This window comes from Streptococcus pseudopneumoniae (genome assembly GCF_001070815.1).
Lineage (GTDB): Bacteria > Bacillota > Bacilli > Lactobacillales > Streptococcaceae > Streptococcus > Streptococcus pseudopneumoniae_P.
In genome coordinates this window covers 12168-34465 of the sequence record NZ_JVLX01000014.1, presented here as the reverse complement: position 1 = coordinate 34465, position 22298 = coordinate 12168, and the positions used below count along the sequence as shown (strand labels likewise).

18 protein-coding genes and 2 pseudogenes are annotated in these 22298 nt (G+C 41.7%); 17 read left to right on the top strand and 3 right to left on the bottom strand.

Going from position 1 to position 22298, the window contains the following annotated elements:
* Positions 1 to 8: 8 nt before the first annotated feature.
* The 10 genes and pseudogenes from msrB (at position 9) to ADG81_RS01485 (ending at position 14978) form a co-directional block, all read left to right on the top strand.
* On the top strand, positions 9 to 1121 hold the full coding sequence (gene msrB, locus ADG81_RS01525) for a peptide-methionine (R)-S-oxide reductase MsrB (protein ID WP_049550694.1): 1113 nt from the start codon (positions 9 to 11) through the stop codon (positions 1119 to 1121).
* Between the two features lie 70 nt (positions 1122 to 1191).
* Positions 1192 to 1929 (top strand): response regulator transcription factor, encoded by a 738-nt coding sequence (locus ADG81_RS01520; RefSeq protein ID WP_049550693.1) that lies wholly within the window; start codon positions 1192 to 1194, stop codon positions 1927 to 1929.
* On the top strand, positions 1926 to 3617 hold the full coding sequence (locus ADG81_RS01515; RefSeq protein WP_049550692.1) for a cache domain-containing sensor histidine kinase: 1692 nt from the start codon (positions 1926 to 1928) through the stop codon (positions 3615 to 3617). Before ADG81_RS01520 ends, ADG81_RS01515 begins: the two co-directional genes overlap by 4 nt.
* Before the next feature lie 114 nt (positions 3618 to 3731).
* Positions 3732 to 4295 (top strand): TIGR01440 family protein, encoded by a 564-nt coding sequence (locus tag ADG81_RS01510; protein WP_049550691.1) that lies wholly within the window; start codon positions 3732 to 3734, stop codon positions 4293 to 4295.
* A 2-nt stretch (positions 4296 to 4297) separates the two neighbouring features.
* Positions 4298 to 10324, top strand: coding sequence for a ZmpA/ZmpB/ZmpC family metallo-endopeptidase (locus ADG81_RS01505; protein WP_049550690.1), 6027 nt, complete (start codon positions 4298 to 4300; stop codon positions 10322 to 10324).
* A 74-nt stretch (positions 10325 to 10398) separates the two neighbouring features.
* Positions 10399 to 12120 (top strand): aminodeoxychorismate synthase component I, encoded by a 1722-nt coding sequence (pabB, locus tag ADG81_RS01500; RefSeq protein WP_049550689.1) that lies wholly within the window; start codon positions 10399 to 10401, stop codon positions 12118 to 12120.
* Positions 12121 to 12219 (top strand): annotated as a pseudogene (locus ADG81_RS09655) (alpha/beta hydrolase); the annotation flags it as partial.
* Between the two features lie 58 nt (positions 12220 to 12277).
* Positions 12278 to 12964, top strand: a pseudogene (locus ADG81_RS01495) (excalibur calcium-binding domain-containing protein); the annotation flags it as partial.
* Between the two features lie 117 nt (positions 12965 to 13081).
* Positions 13082 to 14041, top strand: coding sequence for an ROK family glucokinase (locus tag ADG81_RS01490; protein WP_049550688.1), 960 nt, complete (start codon positions 13082 to 13084; stop codon positions 14039 to 14041).
* Positions 14042 to 14138: 97 nt separating this feature from the next.
* Positions 14139 to 14978 carry a thymidylate synthase gene (locus ADG81_RS01485; RefSeq protein WP_033686601.1) on the top strand — a complete coding sequence of 280 codons (840 nt, stop codon included), beginning with the start codon at positions 14139 to 14141 and terminating at the stop codon, positions 14976 to 14978.
* Between the two features lie 50 nt (positions 14979 to 15028).
* On the opposite strand, the gene ADG81_RS01480 is transcribed toward ADG81_RS01485, so the two are convergent.
* Complete coding sequence (locus tag ADG81_RS01480) at positions 15029 to 15199, bottom strand: DUF3042 family protein (RefSeq protein ID WP_001051780.1); 171 nt, start codon at positions 15197 to 15199, stop codon at positions 15029 to 15031.
* 120 nt (positions 15200 to 15319) lie between these two features.
* Here ADG81_RS01480 and miaA point away from each other — a divergent pair, with 120 nt between their 5' ends.
* From miaA to ADG81_RS01455, 5 genes are read left to right on the top strand one after another with little or no spacing between them, the layout of a single operon-like run.
* Positions 15320 to 16204 carry a tRNA (adenosine(37)-N6)-dimethylallyltransferase MiaA gene (gene miaA / locus ADG81_RS01475; RefSeq protein ID WP_049550687.1) on the top strand — a complete coding sequence of 295 codons (885 nt, stop codon included), beginning with the start codon at positions 15320 to 15322 and terminating at the stop codon, positions 16202 to 16204.
* Complete coding sequence (gene hflX / locus ADG81_RS01470) at positions 16197 to 17435, top strand: GTPase HflX (RefSeq protein ID WP_049550686.1); 1239 nt, start codon at positions 16197 to 16199, stop codon at positions 17433 to 17435. The genes miaA and hflX overlap by 8 nt, the downstream gene beginning before the upstream one ends.
* A complete protein-coding gene (locus ADG81_RS01465) occupies positions 17428 to 18051 on the top strand; it encodes a cystathionine beta-lyase (protein ID WP_000129696.1) in 624 nt (207 codons plus the stop codon). The genes hflX and ADG81_RS01465 overlap by 8 nt, the downstream gene beginning before the upstream one ends.
* 14 nt (positions 18052 to 18065) lie before the next feature.
* On the top strand, positions 18066 to 18995 hold the full coding sequence (gene rnz, locus ADG81_RS01460; RefSeq protein ID WP_000354330.1) for a ribonuclease Z: 930 nt from the start codon (positions 18066 to 18068) through the stop codon (positions 18993 to 18995).
* 20 nt (positions 18996 to 19015) lie between these two features.
* A complete protein-coding gene (locus ADG81_RS01455) occupies positions 19016 to 19771 on the top strand; it encodes an SDR family NAD(P)-dependent oxidoreductase (RefSeq protein ID WP_049550685.1) in 756 nt (251 codons plus the stop codon).
* Positions 19772 to 19824: 53 nt separating this feature from the next.
* Here ADG81_RS01455 and ADG81_RS01450 read toward each other — a convergent pair whose 3' ends face one another.
* Positions 19825 to 20733: a LysR family transcriptional regulator gene (locus ADG81_RS01450; RefSeq protein ID WP_001222592.1), complete on the bottom strand. Its 909-nt coding sequence runs from the start codon at positions 20731 to 20733 to the stop codon at positions 19825 to 19827.
* Positions 20734 to 20796: 63 nt separating this feature from the next.
* On the opposite strand from ADG81_RS01450, the gene ADG81_RS01445 reads away from it, so the two are divergent.
* Both ADG81_RS01445 and ADG81_RS01440 read left to right on the top strand, forming a co-directional pair.
* The gene (locus ADG81_RS01445) at positions 20797 to 21066 is read left to right on the top strand and encodes a YqgQ family protein (RefSeq protein ID WP_049550684.1); all 270 of its coding nucleotides are present in this window, start codon (positions 20797 to 20799) and stop codon (positions 21064 to 21066) included.
* Positions 21066 to 21449, top strand: coding sequence for a rhodanese-like domain-containing protein (locus ADG81_RS01440; RefSeq protein WP_000259257.1), 384 nt, complete (start codon positions 21066 to 21068; stop codon positions 21447 to 21449). The genes ADG81_RS01445 and ADG81_RS01440 overlap by 1 nt, the downstream gene beginning before the upstream one ends.
* Positions 21450 to 21482: 33 nt before the next feature.
* On the opposite strand, the gene ADG81_RS01435 is transcribed toward ADG81_RS01440, so the two are convergent.
* On the bottom strand, positions 21483 to 22208 hold the full coding sequence (locus ADG81_RS01435; RefSeq protein ID WP_049550683.1) for a pseudouridine synthase: 726 nt from the start codon (positions 22206 to 22208) through the stop codon (positions 21483 to 21485).
* Positions 22209 to 22298: the final 90 nt, after the last annotated feature.

The following is a 22298-nucleotide window of genomic DNA, read 5'->3' as shown; positions in this document are numbered from 1 at the left end:
GAAAGGCCATGAATGATAAAGTAAAATTGTTTGTCTTGGCAGGGATTTTTTTCCTAGCCATAAGCGGTTTCTATTTTCTATTGATGCGAAATGCAGGGCAGACAGATAGCTCGCAAATTGAGAAAGCGGCAGTTAGTCAAGGAGGAAAAACAGTGAAAAAAACAGAAGTGAGTAAAGATGCAGACTTGCACGAAATTTATCTAGCTGGAGGATGTTTCTGGGGAGTTGAGGAATATTTCTCACGCGTTCCCGGTGTGACAGATGCCGTATCAGGCTATGCAAATGGTAGAGGGGAAACAACCAAGTACGAATTGATTAACCAAACAGGTCATGCGGAGACTGTTCATGTTACCTATGATGCCAAGCAAATTTCCCTCAAGGAAATCCTGCTTCATTACTTCCGCGTTATCAATCCAACCAGCAAAAATAAACAAGGAAATGATGTGGGAACCCAGTACCGTACTGGGGTTTATTACACAGATGACAAGGATTTGGAGGTAATCAACCAAGTTTTTGATGAGGTGGCTAAGAAATACGATCAACCTCTAGCAGTTGAAAAGGAGAACTTGAAGAATTTTGTGGTGGCTGAGGACTATCACCAAGATTATCTCAAGAAAAATCCAAATGGCTACTGCCATATCAATGTTAATCAGGCGGCCTATCCCGTCATTGATGCCAGCAAATATCCCAAACCAAGTGATGAAGAATTGAAAAAGACCTTGTCACCTGAGGAGTATGCAGTCACCCAGAAAAATCAAACAGAACGAGCTTTTTTAAACCGTTACTGGGATAAATTTGAATCTGGTATCTATGTGGATGTGGCAACTGGTGAACCTCTCTTTTCATCAAAGGATAAGTTTGAGTCTGGTTGTGGCTGGCCTAGTTTTACCCAACCCATCAGTCCAGATGTTGCCACCTACAAGGAAGATAAGTCTTACAATATGACACGCATGGAAGTGCGAAGCCGAGTTGGAGATTCTCACCTTGGCCATGTCTTTACGGACGGCCCACAGGACAAGGGTGGCTTGCGCTACTGTATCAATAGTCTCTCTATCCGCTTTATTCCCAAAGACCAAATGGAAGAAAAAGGCTATGCTTATTTACTAGATTATGTCGATTAAGAAGTCTTTCCTAAGCAGTTAGAGGAGAAATTTGCTATACTGATACTAGTAAGTGACAAAGGAGAGAAGCATGACCTATACAATCTTAATCGTAGAAGATGAATATCTGGTAAGACAAGGCTTGACCAAGCTGGTCAATGTAGCAGCCTACGATATGGAAATCATCGGTCAGGCTGAAAATGGAAGGCAGGCTTGGGAATTGATCCAAAAACAGGTGCCAGACATCATTTTGACCGATATCAACATGCCTCAGCTAAATGGCATCCAGTTAGCCAGTCTGGTCAGAGAAGCCTATCCTCAGGTGCATTTGGTTTTTTTGACAGGCTATGATGATTTTGATTATGCCTTGTCTGCTGTCAAACTCGGTGTGGATGACTACTTGCTAAAGCCCTTTTCTCGTCAGGACATTGAGGAGATGTTGGGGAAAATCAAGCAAAAGTTAGATAAGGAAGAAAAGGAAGAGCAGTTACAAGATTTATTAACTGATAAGTTTGAAGGAAACATGGCTCAGAAAATCCAGTCTCATCTGGCTGACAGTCAGTTTAGTTTAAAGTCTTTGGCCAGTGACTTGGGCTTTAGTCCGACTTATCTGAGCTCCTTGATTAAGAAAGAGTTGGGGCTGCCTTTTCAGGATTATCTGGTAAGAGAGCGTGTCAAACAAGCCAAGCTCTTGCTTTTAACTACAGATCTGAAGATTTATGAGATCGCAGAGAAGGTTGGTTTTGAAGATATGAACTACTTTACCCAACGTTTTAAACAGATTGCAGGTATGACACCTCGTCAGTTTAAGAAGGGAGAAGGCCGATGAAGCGTTCTTCTCTCCTAGTCAAAATGGTTATTTCCATCTTTCTGGTCTTTCTCATTCTCCTAGCTTTGGTTGGGACTTTCTACTATCAATCTAGTTCCTCGGCCATTGAGGCTACTATTGAGGGCAATAGCCAAACGACTATCAGTCAGACTAGCCACTTTATCCAGTCTTATATCAAAAAATTAGAAACCACCTCTACCAGTTTGACCCAGCAGACGGATGTCCTATCCTATGCTGAGAATCCCAGTCAAGACAAGGTCAATGGAATCCGAAATCTGTTTTTGACTATCTTGAAGGCAGACCAGGACTTGAAAACTGTTGTGCTGGTGACTAAATCTGGTCAGGTCATTTCTACAGATGACAGTGTGCAGATGAAAACTTCCTCAGATATGATGGCTGAGGATTGGTACCAAAAGGCTATTCATCAGGGAGCCATGCCAATTTTGACTCCAGCTCGTAAATCGGACAGTCAGTGGGTCATTTCTGTCACTCAAGAACTTGTTGATGCAAAGGGAGCTAATCTGGGCGTGCTTCGTTTGGATATTTCTTATGAAACTCTGGAAGCCTATCTTAACCAACTCCAGTTGGGGCAGCAGGGCTTTGCCTTTATCATCAATGAAAACCATGAATTTGTTTATCATCCTCAACACACAGTTTATAGTTCGTCTAGCGAAATGGAGGCCATGAAACCCTATATTGAGACAGGGCAGGGCTATACTCCAGATCACAAATCCTACGTCAGTCAGGAAAAGATAGCAGGAACTGATTGGACGGTGCTTGGCGTGTCTTCGTTGGAGAAGTTAGACCAGGTTAGGAGTCAACTCATGTGGACCTTGCTTGGGGCCAGTATCACCTCTCTTCTTGCCTGTCTCTGCTTGGTGTGGTTCAGTCTTAAACGCTGGATTGCTCCTCTGAATGACTTGAGAGAAACCATGCTGGAGATTGCTTCTGGTAATCAGAATCTTCGTGCCAAGGAAACTGGTGCCCATGAACTGAGAGAAGTGACTCGCCAGTTCAATGCTATGTTGAATCAGATTGATCAGTTGATGGCAGATGTTCGCAGGCAGGAAGAAACAGCCCGTCAGTATGAACTTCAAGCCTTGTCAAGCCAGATTAATCCGCATTTCCTCTATAATACCTTGGACACCATCATTTGGATGGCTGAATTTCAGGATAGTCAGCGTGTGGTGCAGGTGACCAAGTCCTTGGCGACCTACTTCCGCTTGGCGCTCAATCAAGGCAAGGACTTGATTTGTCTCTCTGACGAAATCAATCATGTCCGCCAGTATCTCTTTATCCAGAAACAACGCTATGGAGATAAGCTGGAATACGATATTGCTGAAAATCCTGCCTTTGATCATCTAGTCTTGCCCAAGTTGGTGTTACAGCCCTTGGTAGAAAATGCTCTTTACCATGGCATCAAGGAGAAGGAAGGTCAAGGACATATTAGAGTTTCTGTCCAGAAACAGGATTCGGGATTGGTCATCCTCATTGAGGATGATGGCGTTGGCTTCCAAGTTGCTGGCGATAGTAGTCAGAGTCAGCTCAAACGTGGGGGAGTTGGTCTTCAAAATGTTGATCAACGACTCAAACTTCATTTTGGAGAAGATTACCAAATGAAGATCGATTCTATTCCCTCAAAAGGGACGACAGTTGAAATATACATAAATAGAATAGAAATTAACTAACTCCCAGTCAATTCTGGGAGTTTTATGCAGGTTGGAGTAAGATTTTCAGGTTGTCTATCTTGCTAAAAACAAGAAAAAACGATATGATAGATAGTGACAAAAGAGGTATCAAGTATGAAGGAAAAAGACATTCAAAGAGAAACAAGCCAGATTGTAAAAGATGTATTAGAAAAGGCCAATTTGAAGCAAGGATCTATCTTTGTTTTGGGCCTTTCTTCTAGTGAGGTGATAGGTGGTCAGATTGGCAAGGAATCTAGCCAAGAAATTGGCGAAATCATTGTGAAGACCATCCTAGATATCCTAGAAGAAAAAGGAATTCATCTAGCTGTTCAAGGATGTGAACATGTCAATCGGGCTCTCGTTGTTGAACGTCAGGTGGCAGAGCAGTTTGGTCTGGAAATCGTTAGTGTCCTTCCTACTCTTCATGCAGGAGGTTCGGGTCAATTGGCAGCCTTCAAGTTGATGCAGGATCCAGTTGAGGTTGAATTTATCAAGGCTCATGCTGGATTGGATATTGGAGACACTGCAATTGGCATGCATGTCAAGCATGTTCAGGTTCCGATTCGCCCTCTTTTGAGAGAAATTGGGCATGCCCATGTAACGGCTCTTGCTAGCCGTCCAAAATTAATTGGAGGTGCGCGTGCGCATTATCCACAAGATTCTATTAGAAAGTCGTGAGAATGAAAAAAACAAAACAACAACTAGAAAAAATCACCAAATATTCGATTCGTAAGCTAACTGTTGGGGTAGGTCCTGTAGCCATCGGGGCCTTCCTTTTTGGTGCTAGTACCCTTTCAGTAGATAAGGTTCAAGCCAATGAAGTTGGTGGTGCTCAAAGCGTTCATTACCGTTATTTGGCGGAGCAGGAATTGACCGAGTCTGAAAAAGCCCTGATTCACCATGAGGTTCCTACAGAATTTCAAGATGATGATATTCTCTATGTAGTTTATCGTAAGAAGGCAACTAATAGTCAACAACTTCCCTACACAGGAAGTAAAGAACTAGCCTTGGCTGGCCTTGGCTTGGCAACGGCATCGCTAGCAGTCTTTTTGGTGTCCAAAAAAGGTCGCAAAGAGGTTCTAGGTGTTCTTTTGATTGGTTCTTTAGGAGCCAGCACCTTTGTACCTTACGGGACATTCGCATTTGAAAATAAAGAATTGCTCTCTTATAACCAAACTATTTCAGCCTCTACACATGAAGGTTTGGCTGAAGGGATTATCCACATTGATGGCTATGAATACATTGGTTACTTCAAGGAAGCAGAACTCCATCCATCAAGACCAGCTTCAGCTGATAAGCCTCAGTTGCCAGTAGAAAAGCAAAGTGCAAATGAAATCGAGAAGACAGAAGTAGTTCAAGAAAGACCTGCTGTCACTCCCGAACCTGTCGTTGAAAAACCAGCGACACAAACTCCAGTTGCTCCTGTTCTTGAAAAAAAACCAGTTTCTACGAATCCTCAGACAAGACAGGAAGAGAGCTTGGTAGAGATTCCTTTTGAAACGGTCACAAGCCCAGATGCTAATTTGGCAGAAGGACAGACTCGTATCGTCACAGCTGGAGTAAAGGGTCAGCGTCGTCTTGTAACTAAAGTATCGATGGTCAACGGTCAAGAAGTTAGAGAAGTCATCGAAGACCAAGTAGTCCAAAATCCTGTGTCGCAAGTCATTGCAGTCGGAACTAAGAAAGTTGAGCAACCTGCCCCAACTCCAGTACCACAAGCTGAACCAACTCACCAAGTAGCAAAAGGAACTCAAGAGGAAGGTAAAACAGGTCAAGCCTTAACACAACCAACCTTACCAGAGGCTCCAGTTGAAGTGAAAGGTACCCAAGAAGAAGGTAAGGCAGGCCAATCCTTAACGCAACCCGAATTGCCAGAAGCTCCAGCTGAAGCAAAAGGTACCCAAGAGGAAGGCAAAGAAGGTCAAGCCTTAACACAACCTGAACTTCCGGAATATCATGAAGCAAAAGGTGTTCAAGAAGTAAAAGAAGGTGAGAAACAAGGCCAAGCTTTAGTACAGCCAGAACTTCCTGAGTATACAGAACCAGTTTCAACTAAGGGAACACAAGAAACAGGAAAAGAAGGCCAAGCTACAGAGCAATCAGCAAATCCAGAATATAAAGTAACAACTGGTACAGTTGAGAAGTCTACTGAAAGTGAACTAGATTTCACAACAGAAGTAGTTCCTGACGACACAAAATATGTGGATGAAGAAGTAGTTGAACGTCAAGGTACTAAAGGAGTTCAAGTTACTAAAACAACTTATGAAACAGTGGAAGGTGTCGAAACAGATAAAGTCGTATCTACAACGACAGAAGTGAAAACTCCTGCCGTTTCTAAAGTCGTTAAAAAAGGGACAAAACCAATTGAAGGAACAACAGTTGAAAAAAGAGAAGAAGTCATTCCTTTTGAAACAAAAACAGAAGAGGATGATACTTTAAAACGTGGAACAACTAAAGTTGCTCAAGAAGGTGTAGACGGTAAGAAACAAATTACTGAAACCTATAAAACGATTCGTGGAGAAAAAACAAGTGAAGCTCCAACAGTAGAAGAAAAAGTTATCTTACAACCTCAAGATAAAATTATTAAGCAAGGCACAAAAGGGTTAGAAAAGCCAACATTACAATGGGCAAATACTGAAAAAGATGTCTTGAAGAAGAGCGCAACAGCTAGTTATACATTAAATAAACCAGCTGGAGTAGAAATCAAATCAATCAAATTAGCGTTGAAAGATAAAGAAGGACAACTTGTCAAAGAAGTAACGGTATCTGAAAATAATTTAAACGCTACTTTAGATAAATTGAAATATTATCAAGGATACACTCTATCTACTACGATGGTTTATGATCGTGGAGAAGGCGAAGAAACTGAGAAATTAGAAGATAAAAAAATTCAGTTAGACCTCAAAAAAGTTGAGATCAAAAACATTAAAGAAACAAGCTTGATGAGTGTGGACGCTGACGGTAATGAAACAGATACTAGTTTGCTTACGGAAAAACCAGCTGATGTTGCTCCGCTTTATTTACGTGTAACAACGCATGATAATAAGACAACAAGACTTGCAGTAAGTTCTGTTGAAGAAGTTGTTGTTGATGGGAAAACATTGTACAAAGTTGTAGCGAAAGCTCCAGACTTAGTTCAACGTAGAGCAGATGATACTTTCAGTGAAGAGTATGTTCATTACTTTGAAAAACAAAAAGCAAAAGAAGGTAATGTATACTACAATTTCAAAGAATTAATTGAAGATATGCAAAAAACTCCAAATGGTGAGTTTAAACTTGGTGCGGACTTAAACGCTGTGAATGTACCAACACCAAGTAAATCTTACGTGACAGCTAAATTCACTGGTAAGCTATCTAGTGAGGGTGATAAACGTTACACTATTCACAATTTAGCTCGTCCGTTATTTGCACAAGCTGAGAATGCTCATATTCACGACATTAATCTGGGTAATGTTGATATCAATATGCCTTGGGCGAACAAGACAGCACCGCTTGGTGAGATGTTTAAGAAGTCAACGATTGAAAATATTAAAGTAACAGGTAATGTTGTAGGTAACAATGACGTTACGGGTATGGTCAATAAACTAGATGAATCCAATATGCGTAATGTAGCCTTTATCGGTAATATTACAAGTGTAGGGAACGCAGGATGGTGGTCTGGCGGACTTGTCAGCGAAAGCTGGAGAAGTAACACAGATAACTCTTATATTGATGCCTATATTAAAGGGAATAAAGCTAAGGTCGGTGGACTTGTTGCTAAATTGAATCACGGTGATAATCCGAGAGACGTTAGTGCATGGGGACGTTTGAAGAACTCTGTTGCCAAAGGTACGATAGATGTGAAAGAACCTCTTGAAACAGGTGGTTTGCTTCATTCTAACTGGTCATGGGGACTTGCTGAAAACAACGTGACTATGATGAAGGTGAAGAATGGTGGTGAGATTCTTTACGGTTCTCGTGATGCAGAGGATGATGATTACTTTGGTGCAAACTGGGTTAGAAATAATAATGTATTCGTTAATGGTGTAAGTGAAGGTAAACAATCCTATTCTCGTTCTAGTCGTTGGAAAGGTGTTTCCCAAGAAGAAGCTGATGCAAGAATTGCTAAAATGGGAATTACTGCACATGAATATACAATAACTGAACATTTTGTAGATAAGTTAAACCATAAGGAATCAAAATCAGATACTTACAAAGCTACTCAAGACTACGATGCATCTCGTGAACTTGCTTACCGTAATATTGAAAAACTTCAACCATTCTACAATAAAGAGTGGATTATCAATCAAGGGAACAAGATTCCAGAAGGATCTAAATTACTAACTACAGAAGTATTGTCTGTAACAGGTATGAAAGATGGTCAATTCGTGACTGATTTATCTGATGCTAGTCACATTATGATTCACTATGCGGATGGTACTAAGGAAGAAAAAGTTGTCACACGTAAAGCTGATTCTCAAGTTCAACAGGTTCGTGAATACAGTATCGAAGGTCTTGGTGACGTCGTTTATACACCAAATATGGTTGTTAAAGATAGAACACAATTAATCAACGATATTAAAGCTAAATTAGATAGCGTTCAATTGATTTCACCTGAAGTGCGTGCGTTAATGGACAAACGTGGTAAAGCTGAAGAAAACACTGATGCTCGTAAAGATGGTTATATTAAAAACCTATTCCTTGAAGAAAGCTTTGAAGAAACGAAAGCTAATTTGGATAAATTAGTTAAAGCTTTAGTCGAAAACGAAGACCATCAATTAAACGGTGACGAAGCAGCTATGAAAGCCCTTGTCAAGAAAGTCGATGAAAACAAAGCTAAAATTATGATGGCTCTTACTTATTTAAATCGTTATTATGGATTTAAATACAATGATATGAGCATTAAAGATCTTATGATGTTCAAGCCTGATTTTTATGGTAAGAACGTTAGCGTTATCGATAGATTGATTCAAATTGGTTCTAGTGAGAAAAACTTAAAAGGTGATCGAACTCAGGATGCTTACCGTGATGTAATTGCGGGAGCAACAGGCAAAGGTAGTTTAAATGATTTCTTAACATATAACATGAAGCTCTTTACAGAAGATACTGACATGAATGTTTGGTATAAGAAAGCTGTTTCACATACTAACTATGTAGTTGAGAAACAATCATCTAACCCTGATTTTGCTAATAAGAAATATCACTTATACGAAAACTTAAATAACGGTGAGCATGGACGTTATATCCTACCACTTCTTAATACGAAAAAAGCTCATATGTTCTTGATTTCAACGTATAATACACTAGCATTTAGTGCATTTGAGAAATATGGTAAGAAAACTGAAGCTGAACGTGAAGCGTTCAAAAAAGAAATCGATTTACGTGCACAAGAACAAATCAACTACTTAGACTTCTGGTCTCGCTTGGCGGCTGATAATGTACGTAATCAGTTGTTGAAATCTGAAAATATGGTTCCATCGGCTATCTGGGATAACCAAGAGGTTCCTGGTCATGGATGGGCTGACCGAATGGGTCATAATAAGAATGGTGACTATGCTCCAGTTCGTGAGTTCTATGGACCTACAGGTAAATGGCACGGATATAACGGTATGGGTGCGTATGCTTATATCTTTGAAAGACCACAAAACTCAGAGGCTGTTTACTATATCATCTCAAGTATGATTAGTGATTTTGGTACATCTGCATTCACTCACGAAACAACACACATCAATGACCGTATGGCGTATCTAGGTGGATGGCGTCACCGTGAAGGTACTGACGTAGAAGCATTTGCCCAAGGTATGTTGCAATCGCCGTCAGTTTCAAACCCAAATGGTGAATATGGTGCGTTAGGTCTTAATATGGCATATGAACGTCAAAATGATGGAAAACAATGGTATAATTATAATCCTAACATGTTGGATAGTCGTGCGAAGATTGACCATTATATGAAGAACTATAATGAAGCTCTTATGATGCTTGACCACTTAGAAGCCGATGCAGTAATCGCTAAGAATGATGGAACTAACGACAAGTGGTTCAAGAAAATGGATAAAGAATGGCGTTCAAACGCTGACCGCAATAGCCTAAAAGGTGAACCGCACCAATGGGATAAACTTCGTGACCTAAACGACGCTGAGAAAGCTGAGAAAATTACAAGCATCAACCAATTAGTTGATAATAACTTTGTAACAAAACACGGTATGCCAGGGAATGGACGTTATCGTGCTGAAGGTTTCGATACTGCGTATCAAACAGTAAATATGATGGCAGGTATTTACGGTGGTAACACAAGTCAAAGTGCTGTTGGTTCAATCTCGTTCAAACATAATACATTCCGTATGTGGGGTTACTTCGGATATGTTAATGGATTTGTTAGCTACGCTTCTAACAAGTATAAACAAGAATCTAAAGCAGCTGGTAGACCGGGTCTTGGTGATGACTTTATCATTGAGAAAGTGTCTGGTGGTAAATTCCACACACTAGAAGAGTGGAAGAAAGAATGGTTCAAGGAAGTTAAAGCTAAAGGTGAAAAAGGCTTTGTTGAAATTGAAATTAATGGTGAGAAAATTTCAACTTATGCAAGACTTCAAGAGTTGTTCAACAAAGCGGTTGAAAATGACCTGAAAGCTGGTAATTCAAACCAAACAGTTGCACTTAAAGAAAAAGTTTACAAACAACTCTTACAGAAATCAGATGGATTTGCTGGTGATTTGTTCACTAAATAGTAGATTGGAATAATAGAATAATAAAAGGTAGATCAGTTTTGTCTGAATCTACCTTTTTATGCTATACTTAAAATATGCATAGAAAAACAGTGATTGATTTTAGGGCTTTGGGTGAGAGATACACTTTTACCAAGCCTATCAAAGAGTTAAAAACGAGAAATGTAGCAGAAGTGGCAGATTTGCTGGCACAAGTGGAAAGCTACCAGGAGCAAGGCTATTATGTGGTGGGCTATGTCAGCTACGAGGCTGCACCTGCTTTTGAAGAGAAACTAGCAGTTCACAAGGCACCTTTATTGGACGAGTATTTACTTTACTTTACTGTTCATGATAGGGTGGAGACCTCCCCTATTCCCTTGACTTATGATGAGGTTGATTTGCCTTCAAATTGGCAGGAAGTAACATCTGCAGATGACTATGAAAAAGCCATTGCTCAGATTCATCATCATTTGCGACAGGGGGACACCTATCAGGTCAACTACACCGTCCAACTCAAGCAAGACTTAAGTGCCAATCCGTTTGCCATCTACAATCGTATGGTGGTAGAGCAGGAGGCAGGCTACAATGCCTATGTGGAACATGATGAGATGGCAGTGATTTCCATGAGCCCAGAGCTCTTTTTTGAGCAAAATGACCGCGAGTTGACAACACGACCAATGAAGGGAACGACTCAGCGTGGCATGACTGACCAAGAAGACTTGGAGCAGGCTAGTTGGTTGGAGCAGGATCCCAAAAATCGCTCTGAAAATATGATGATCGTGGACCTCTTGCGCAATGATATGAACCGTATTTCTGAGGTGGGGAGTGAGCACGTGGAGCATCTGTGTCAAGTGGAGCAATATTCGACTGTCTGGCAGATGACTTCGACTATCAAGAGTCAGTTGCGAGCAGATATTGATTTAGTTACCATTTTTCGCTCTCTCTTTCCTTGCGGTTCCATAACGGGTGCACCGAAAATTGCGACCATGGAAATCATTAAGGACTTGGAGCCTCAACCGCGTGGAGTCTACTGTGGAACGATTGGTCTCTTGCTTCCAAATGGGCGACGAATTTTCAATGTCGCTATTCGGACTATACAACTGCATCAAGGGAAAGCTATCTATGGAGTAGGCGGAGGCATTACTTGGGATAGCACATGGGAATCTGAATACCGAGAGGTTCATCAAAAGGCGGCAGTCCTTTATCGTAAACAAGCTCGCTTCCAACTGATTACAACTGGAAAAATCAGCCAGAAGAACTTGCTGTTTGAGAATCAACATATAGAAAGATTGAGAAAAGCTAGTCGCTATTTTGCCTTTCCTTTTGATGCAGAAGACTTAAGACAAAAGATAGAGGAAGAGTGTCAGGCTTGTGATGCTAATCAAGATTACCGCTTGCGAATTTCTCTCAGCAAGTCTGGAGAGATTGAATTCAGTTGCCAAACCTTAACACCCCTTAGTCCAAGCTTTTGTCAGGCCAAACTTTGCCTTCAGGAAGCGGATTTACAGCAAGCATTTACCTATTTTAAAACGACTCATAGACCGCATTTGAGCCTAGGGGGGCAAGAAATCATTTACCACAATAAGTCAGGAGAACTGCTTGAAACTTCTATTGGAAATTTGGTTTTGAAAATGGATGGGAAACTCTATACACCGCCAATCAGACTTGGTATCTTACCAGGAATTTACCGTCAGCATTTGCTGGAAAGAGGACAGGTAGAAGAGAAAGTCTTGACCTTAAAAGACTTAGCTCAAGCAGAAGCTGTTTACGGTTGTAATGCAGTGAGAGGCTTGTATGAATTAAGCCTAGAGGAGAACTAGATGAAACTGGTATTTTTACACGGGTTAGGGCAGTCAGCAGAGTCTTGGAAAGAAGTTCGGAATCAATCGAAGGATAAGCTGACAGAGACTCTTGAATTGCTGAAATAAGTTTGATAAAATACTATTGAAATCGATATCATAATTATGGGAGAAAGAAATGAACAAACGTCTATTTTTAAAAATGAGTCTGGCTACCTTGCCAGTTTTAGCCTTGTTTTCACAACCTGTGTTAGCAGAAGAGAACATTCATTTTTCTAACTGTAAAGAAGCTTGGGCGAATGGATACTCCGATATTCATGAGGGAGAACCTGGTTATTCTGCCAAGTTAGACCGTGATCATGATGGTGTGGCTTGTGAATTGAAAAATGCCCCAAAAGGTGCTTTCAAAGCCAAGCAATCAACTGCGGCTCAAAATAATACAAGTTCAGCAACAACAAGTGGTTGGGTTAAGAAGGATGGTGCTTGGTACTATTTTGATGGAAATGGAAATCCAGTAAAAAATGCATGGCAGGGAAGCTATTATCTGAAAGCGGATGGTCAAATGGCAAAGAGCGAATGGATTTATGATACTTCCTATCAAGCTTGGTATTATTTGAAATCAGATGGATCTTATGCAAAGAATGCATGGCAAGGAGCTTACTACCTTAAATCAAACGGTAAAATGGCACAAGGTGAATGGGTTTATGACTCTTCTTACCAAGCCTGGTATTACTTGAAATCAGATGGTTCTTATGCTCGCAATGCATGGCAAGGAAATTACTATTTGAAATCGGATGGTAAAATGGCTAAGAATGAGCGAGTTGATGGCGGACGTTACTATGTAGATGCTTCAGGTCTCTGGAAACCATAAGTCAGAATAAAATCCAGAAAGTTAATGCAAACCTTTGCATAAATGAGTGAATTTTGTTATACTAGTACTGTAAGCATTTTCAATTACTACAAAATGAAAAAGGAGAATATGATGAGTCAAAAGATTATTGGGATTGACCTTGGTGGAACTTCTATCAAATTTGCAATCTTGACAACAGCAGGAGAAATCCAAGAAAAATGGTCTATCAAGACTAACATTTTGGATGAGGGAAGTCATATCGTTGATGATATGATTGAGTCTATTCAACATCGTTTGGACTTGCTTGGATTGGCAGCAACAGACTTCCAAGGTATTGGAATGGGATCACCAGGTGTGGTTGACCGTGAAAAAGGAACTGTTATTGGTGCCTACAACTTGAACTGGAAAACCCTTCAACCAATTAAAGAGAAAATTGAAAAAGCCTTGGGCATTCCATTCTTCATCGATAATGATGCCAACGTAGCTGCTCTTGGTGAGCGTTGGATGGGGGCTGGTGATAACCAACCAGATGTTGTATTTATGACACTCGGTACTGGTGTTGGTGGCGGTATCGTCGCTGAAGGCAAATTGCTTCACGGTGTTGCTGGTGCAGCAGGTGAGCTTGGTCATATCACTGTTGACTTTGATCAACCAATCGCATGTACTTGCGGTAAGAAAGGTTGCCTTGAGACAGTTGCTTCAGCAACAGGGATTGTCAACTTGACTCGTCGATATGCAGATGAATACGAAGGCGATGCAGCCTTGAAACGCTTGATTGATAATGGAGAAGAAGTAACCGCTAAGACTGTCTTTGATTTGGCAAAAGAAGGAGACGATCTTGCTTTGATCGTTTACCGTAACTTCTCACGTTACTTGGGAATCGCTTGTGCTAACATTGGCTCAATCCTAAACCCATCAACAATCGTTATCGGTGGTGGTGTATCAGCTGCGGGAGAATTCCTTCTACAAGGTGTTCAAAAAGTCTACGATGAAAATACCTTCCCACAAGTACGCACAACTACTAAACTAGCTCTTGCAACTCTAGGAAATGACGCTGGAGTTATCGGAGCAGCATCACTTGTATTGCAATAAAATAGAAAAAGGAGAAAATTGCTTTCCAGAAGCGAGTGATTTTCCTCCTTTCTTTTTTTATGCTATACTAGTTAGGAAATAAATGAGGTGAGAGTAAATGACAAAATCAGATACGATTTTTAAAGAGAATATTGAACGCATTCTAAAGGAAGGTGTTTTCTCAGAGCAAGCACGTCCCAAGTACAAGGATGGGACAGTTGCCAACTCTAAGTACGTAACGGGTGCCTTTGCAGAGTATGACTTGGCCAAGGGGGAATTCCCCATTACAACCTTGCGTCCCATTGCAATCAAATCAGCTATCAAAGAAGTTCTCTGGATCTACCAAGACCAGTCTAATAGCCTAGAAGTTCTCAATGACAAGTACAATGTTCACTACTGGAATGACTGGGAAGTGGGAAATACGGGAACCATTGGTGAGCGCTATGGTGCTGTTGTTAAGAAACACGACATTATCAATAAGCTTCTCAAGCAGTTGGAAGTCAACCCTTGGAACCGTCGCAATATCATTTCGCTCTGGGATTACCAAGCTTTCGAAGAAACAGAAGGACTACTCCCATGCGCCTTTCAGACCATGTTTGATGTCCGCCGTGTAGATGGAGAAATCTATCTGGATGCGACCTTGACCCAGCGTTCGAATGACATGTTGGTGGCCCACCACATCAATGCTATGCAGTACGTGGCTCTTCAAATGATGATTGCCAAGCATTTCGGCTGGAAGGTTGGGAAGTTCTTCTACTTCATCAACAATCTCCATATCTATGACAATCAATTTGAACAAGCTCAGGAATTGCTCCGTCGTGAGCCATCAAACTGCCAACCACGTTTGGTCTTGAATGTGCCAGATAAGACCAATTTTTTTGATATTAAAGCAGAGGACTTTGAGTTGGTGGATTATGACCCTGTCAAGCCACAGTTGAAGTTTGACCTAGCTATTTAAAAGAATAGAAAAAAGAAGTTGAGAAAATAAATCCCAACTTCTTTTGTTTCTTAACGTGATACGCGGCGACGAGCTGCTTTTTTACGGTTTTCTTCGATGAAAGCTGCTTTTTGCTCTTCTGGTTCGATCACTTTCTTTTTAAATGCGTATACTGCACCTGCGACTGCAGCGACAGTTCCTGCGACACCTGTTACAAGACCTTTAGCGAATCCTTTAGCCATGAGTCTTCCTCCTTTATCTTCTTAATCAGCCAGCCCCCTCAAGAGGTCACATTTTTCTGACTGACCTTTTTGTGTTATAATAATAGTAACGAAAAAATGGGAATTTTTCAAGGAAAAAAGATGAAAACAAAAATAATTGTGATTGTTGGACCGACTGCAGTTGGAAAAACAGCCCTTGCCATCGAAGTTGCAAAGCGTTTTAATGGCGAAGTGGTTAGTGGAGATAGCCAGCAAGTCTATCGAGGTCTGGATATAGGGACGGCTAAGGCTAGTCCAGAAGAGCAGGCAGCTGTTCCTCATCATTTAATCGATGTTAGAGAGGTAACCGAGTCTTACTCGGCTTTTGATTTTGTTTCAGAAGCTAAGAAGGCTATTGAGGATATTCAAAGCCGTGGCAAGCTAGCTATTATTGCTGGTGGGACTGGGCTTTATATCCAGAGCTTGCTTGAAGGCTACCACCTAGGTGGTGAGACTCCTCATGAGGAGATTTTAGCTTATCGAGCTAGTTTGGAGCCATATTCAGATGAGGAATTAGCCCATTTGGTGGAGCAAGCAGACCTTGAGATTCCCCAGTTTAATCGTCGTCGTGCGATGCGTGCCTTGGAAATTGTCCATTTTGGTCAGGATTTGGAAAATAAAGAGAGTCTATATGAACCGCTGATTATCTGCTTGGACGATGAGCGCAGTCAGCTTTATGAGCGTATCAATCACCGAGTGGACCTGATGTTTGAAGCTGGACTTCTAGACGAAGCTAAGTGGTTGTTTGACCATTATCCAGATGTGCAGGCTGCTAAAGGGATTGGTTACAAGGAACTCTTTCCTTACTTCCGTGGAGAGCAGACCTTGGAGGATGCTAGTGAGAGTCTCAAACAGGCGACTCGTCGTTTTGCCAAACGTCAGTTGACCTGGTTCCGTAATCGCATGCAGGTGACCTTTTATCAGATTGGAGAAACTGGTGTAAAAGATCGCATTTTAAGCCAGATAGAGGAGTTTTTAGATGATTGAAACGGAGAAAAAAGAGGAACGGGTCCTGCTCATTGGTGTAGAATTGCAGGGCATGGACAATTTTGATCTCTCTATGGAAGAATTGGCCAGTTTAGCGAAAACAGCAGGGGCAGTCGTTGTAGATAGCTACAGACAAAAACGTGAAAAATATGATTCCAAGACCTTCGTCGGCTCTGGTAAGTTAGAAGAAATTGCGCTTATGGTGGATGCAGAAGAAATTACCACTGTCATCGTCAACAACCGTTTAACTCCACGGCAAAATGTCAATTTAGAAGAAGTTCTGGGTGTCAAGGTCATTGACCGTATGCAGTTGATTTTGGATATCTTTGCCATGCGAGCTCGAAGCCATGAAGGGAAGCTCCAAGTTCACCTAGCTCAGCTCAAATATCTCTTGCCTCGCTTGGTTGGTCAGGGAATTATGCTCAGTCGTCAGGCAGGGGGAATTGGTTCCCGTGGACCTGGTGAAAGCCAGCTGGAGCTGAATCGTCGTAGTGTTCGCAATCAAATTACGGATATCGAGCGCCAGCTCAAGGTGGTTGAGAAAAATCGGGCGACTGTCAGAGAAAAACGTTTGGAGTCCAGCACCTTTAAGATTGGTTTGATTGGTTACACCAATGCTGGGAAATCAACCATCATGAACACTTTGACCAGTAAGACACAGTATGAAGCAGACGAGCTCTTTGCGACTTTGGACGCGACAACTAAGAGTATCCATCTGGGAGGCAATCTCCAAGTAACTTTGACAGATACAGTTGGCTTTATTCAAGATTTGCCGACAGAGTTGGTGTCCAGTTTCAAGTCAACCTTGGAAGAAAGCAAGCATGTGGACCTTCTGGTTCATGTGATCGATGCCAGCAATCCTTACCATGAGGAGCATGAAAAAACAGTCCTGTCCATCATGAAAGACCTGGACATGGAAGATATTCCTCGCCTGACCCTTTATAATAAAGCGGATTTGGTGGAGGATTTTACGCCTACCCAAACGCCTTATGCCCTCATTTCTGCCAAGTCTGAGGATAGTCGTGAGAACTTGCAGGCACTATTTTTAGAGAAAATCAAGGAGATTTTTGAATCTTTTACCCTGCGCGTGCCTTTTTCTAAGTCCTACAAGATTCATGATTTAGAAAGTGTTGCGATTCTTGAAGAACGTGATTATCAGGAAGACGGCGAAGTGATTACAGGCTACATTTCCGAGAAAAATAAATGGAGGTTAGAGGAATTTTATGACTGATATTAAAACCTTGGCTCTAAAATATGGGGGCTATACAAGTCTGGATAAGGTCTATCTGGATCAACTTCTAGCTGGTAAAACAGAGCAAGAGCAGTTGGCACTGATCACTCCTCCGCCTAGCGTGGTCAATGCTTATTTTGCAGAACTCTACCAGAAAAAAAGTCCTGAGGCTGCGACGGATTATTTTGCGGAACTCAGTCAGGAACTGAATCTTTACAATACTGAGCCAAGTTTCACCCTAGAAAATAAGCCTTTTATTCGGCTTAATCTGTCGGGTAAATCCTTTGGTTTTTGTTATGAGAGTGAGGGTCTGGGTCGGATTTTCTCTGAAAATGAAGAGAAGATTTCGGATGACTTGCTTTTTGAAATTGCGCAAATTTTCCCCCATCAACTGGTCTTTGAAGAGTCTGGTAAGATTTACATGAAGGCTGTTGTAGATGAGGAAGTTGTTAGCATGGAGAGTCTCACAGCTTTGACTGATTTGGAAAGCTTGGCTGATGGTCGTAAACGTCTCAAAGCCTACAGTCAAGAGGATTTATTGCAAGAAGCTAGAGCTTTTACTGGCAAGCGCTATTTCCGATCGGAAAACCGCACAGCCATGTTATATATTGATTAATTAGAAAGTATCGAATGGATATTCAATTTTTAGGAACGGGGGCAGGTCAGCCCTCTAAAGCCCGCAATGTTTCCAGTCTCGCCCTGAAACTCTTGGACGAGATTAACGAAGTCTGGCTCTTTGACTGTGGAGAAGGTACGCAAAATCGCATTCTGGAAACCACAATTCGACCACGTAAGGTCAGCAAAATCTTTATTACCCACCTACATGGAGACCACATCTTTGGCTTGCCAGGTTTCCTTTCTAGCCGTGCCTTTCAGGCCAATGAAGAGCAGACAGATTTGGAAATCTATGGACCTCAGGGAATCAAGTCATTTGTCTTAACCAGCCTTCGTGTGTCAGGTTCTCGTCTGCCCTACCGCATTCATTTCCATGAGTTTGACCAAGATTCCCTTGGGAAAATCCTTGAGACCGATAAATTCACTGTGCATGCAGAGGAGTTGGACCACACTATTTTCTGCGTTGGCTATCGTGTCATGCAAAAGGACTTGGAAGGAACTTTAGATGCTGAAAAGCTCAAGGCAGCTGGAGTCCCATTTGGCCCACTTTTTGGGAAAATCAAGAACGGGCAGGATGTTGTTTTGGAAGATGGAACTGAAATCAAGGCAGCAGACTATATCTCAGCTCCACGTCCAGGTAAGATTATCACCATTCTGGGTGACACCCGAAAAACCAATGCTAGTGTGCGTCTGGCTGTCAATGCCGATGTCCTTGTCCATGAATCGACTTATGGCAAGGGTGATGAAAAAATTGCTCGTAACCATGGCCACTCTACTAACATGCAAGCTGCACAAGTAGCGGTAGAAGCAGGTGCCAAACGCCTCTTGCTTAACCATATCAGTGCCCGTTTCCTCTCAAAAGATATCAGCAAGCTCAAGAAAGATGCTGCTAGCATTTTTGAAAATGTCCATGTGGTCAAAGACTTGGAGGAAGTGGAAATCTAGCAGTCACAGAAAGGATAAGTATGCCTACTATTCTCATTACTGGAGCTAGCGGTGGCCTGGCCCAAGAAATGGTTAAACTTCTGCCAAATGACCAACTCATCTTGCTTGGTAGAAATAAGGAAAAATTAGCCCAACTCTACGGAAATCATCCCCATGCAGAATTGATGGAAATCGATATTACCGATGACTCAGCCTTAGAATCTCTGGTAACTGACCTCTATCTCCGTTATGGCAAGATTGATGTCTTAATTAACAATGCTGGTTACGGGATTTTTGAGGAATTTGACCAGATTTCCGACCAAGATATTCATCAGATGTTCGAGGTCAATACCTTTGCCCTAATGAATCTGTCTCGTCGCCTTGCGGCTCGAATGAAGGAAAGTCAAAAAGGCCATATCATCAATATTGTTAGTATGGCAGGTTTGATCGCTACTGGCAAGTCTAGTCTCTACTCAGCCACTAAGTTTGCGGCCATTGGGTTTTCAAATGCTCTGCGTCTCGAACTCATGTCTTACGGTGTTTATGTAACGACGGTCAATCCAGGACCAATCCGCACAGGATTTTTTGACCAAGCCGACCCAGATGGAATCTATCTCAAGTCGGTTGACCGCTTCCTTTTAGAGGCAGATGTAGTGGCTAAAAAGATTGTTAAGATTATTGGAAAAAACAAACGGGAACTCAATCTTCCGATTTTGTTGAACCTAGCCCATAAGTTTTATACTCTCTTTCCCAAGCTAGCTGATAAGTTGGCAGGGGAGACTTTTAATTATAAATAAAAAGAACCAATGCGTAGGTTGTTGCTGGCCTACATATTGGTTCTTTTTATTTCTCAACTATCAAACTGGACTTCTTCTAGTAGATAGTCGATAAAGCGTTCGCCCATCTTAGATAGGCTGGTTTTTTCATGCTGGATATAGACTAGCTCAATTGGGTCGTCAATGTCCAGTGGGATGGAAACGATGTTATCTCCGTTAAGATTGCTGTTCAAAATCCCTGTCGCAATGGTATAACCATCCAAACCAATCAAGAGATTAAAGAGGGTGGCACGGTCACTAACCACGATGGATTTTTTGTGGTGTTCTTGGGAAAGGATTTCCTCTGAGAAGTAGAAGGAGTTGTGCGTCCCCTGGTCATAGCTGAGGTAAGGGAAGTTTTCCAAATCAGACAGTTTGACCTTGTCTTTCTTTGCCAGAGGATTAGTCTTGCTGACAAAGATATGCGGTTGCGCTGTGAAGAGATGGTGAGCCAGCAGGTGATTGTCATCCAGCATCTTGGTTAAAACATCACGGTTGTAGCTGTTCAAAAATAGGACACCGACCTCACTACGGAAGTTCTTGACGTCGTCGATAATTTCCCAAGTCCGAGTTTCACGAAGAAAAAGCTCGTATTTTTCCATATCGCTTTTCTTGAGCAGAGAGACGAAAGCGTTGACAACGAAGGCATAGTGTTGAGACGAAACGCTAAAGAGTTCGCGGTGGGCAACAGGATTTTTATAGCGTTCTTCTAGAAGCTGAGTTTGCTCGACAACCTGACGGGCATAAGAGAGAAATTCCATCCCATCACGGGTCAAGGTGATCCCCTTGGGATTGCGGATAAAAATTTCAATGCCCATTTCATTTTCCAAATCTCTCACAGCATTGGAAAGACTCGGTTGGGTGATAAAGAGTTGCTTAGCTGCCTCATTCATGGAGCCAGTTTCGACGATTTTGATAATATAGTGTAATTGTTGAATTCTCATGTTTTTATTGTACCACACTTGCGTCAGAATCGCCAAAGAAGATAGGAAAATCAGGGGCATTGTGTGAGTATCTTCTTGAAAAAAACACAAAATTTTGCTAGAATGAGTCTTATGAAAACATTCTATGATGTGCAGCAATTCCTCAAACGATTTGGTATTATTGTTTATATGGGAAAACGCTTATATGATATTGAACTGATGAAGTTGGAACTCTCTCGGATTTACGATGCAGGGTTGATGGACAAATTAGACTATCTAGAAGCAGAAGCGGTTCTTCGCAGAGAGCACAAGGTAGAATTGGATTATATTGAGAAAAATGGAGAAATGAACTAATGGTTACTTGGATTTTGTGGGCACTTATACTAGCAATGTTGGCGTGGATGGGCTTTAACTATCTTCGTATTCGCCGTGCGGCTAAAATTGTGGACAATGAGGAGTTTGAAGCCTTGATTCGTACGGGTCAATTGATTGATTTGCGCGATCCTGCTGAATTCCACAGAAAACATATCCTTGGTGCCCGCAATATTCCTTCAAGTCAGTTGAAGACTAGTCTTGCAGCTCTTCGTAAGGATAAACCTGTCCTTCTTTACGAAAACCAACGTGCGCAACGTGTCACAAATGCAGCCCTTTACTTGAAAAAACAAGGTTTTTCTGAGATTTATATCCTTTCTTATGGTTTGGATTCTTGGAAAGGGAAAGTCAAAGTTGAGAAATAAGAAAACGAGCTTGGATGTTTCCGAGCTCATTTTTTAACCACTTTTTCTTAGAAAGTCACGAATGCTTGTCAGCTCTTCTGAGTTGAGGGGGCGGTAGTCTCCTTCTTGAAGATTATCATCCAAGTTCCAAGGCCCAAAATGGGTGCGTTTGAGGGAGGTTACTTTGACACCAACCGAGAGGAACATTTTCTTAACCTGGTGAAATTTCCCTTCTGAAATAGTGATAGAGGCTTGACTGAGGGAAGGACTTGCAGAAAGAATCTCTAGTCTTGCAGGTTTACAGACAGTACCATCTAAAAAGACAATTCCCTTTTGAAAGGCTTGGACATGGTCAGGTGTTAGAAGTCCATTAACCTCAACATGATAAGTCTTATCGACATGATACTGGGGATGTAGGAGCTGAAAGCCCAAGGGACCGTTATCGGTCAAGAGGAGGAGTCCTGTCGTATCTCGGTCCAGTCGGCCGACGGCATAGAGCTTGTCAGACTGGATGTCAGGCGGAAGGAGGTCCATGACGGTCGGAAGTTCCTTGTCTTTGTTGGCTGTAACGACACCAGCAGGCTTATGAAGCATAAGGTAGGTATGCTCATAGCCTTGAATGATTTGGTCCTGAAAAAGGAGTTCTTGTAGTCCTGTATCAATATTTTGAGCTAGGGAGCGGGCTGGGCGACCATCGACTAGAATTTCCTCTTTGAGTAAGGCTTGTTTCATGGTCTTTCGGCTAACTTTTTCTTGAGCTAATAAATTATCTAAACGCATACTGTGCCTATCTTATCATAAGTCGCTTGCTTTGAAAAGACCTGACGTGAAAAGAAAAGCGGAGTGAAAACATTTACACTTGCTTGAATT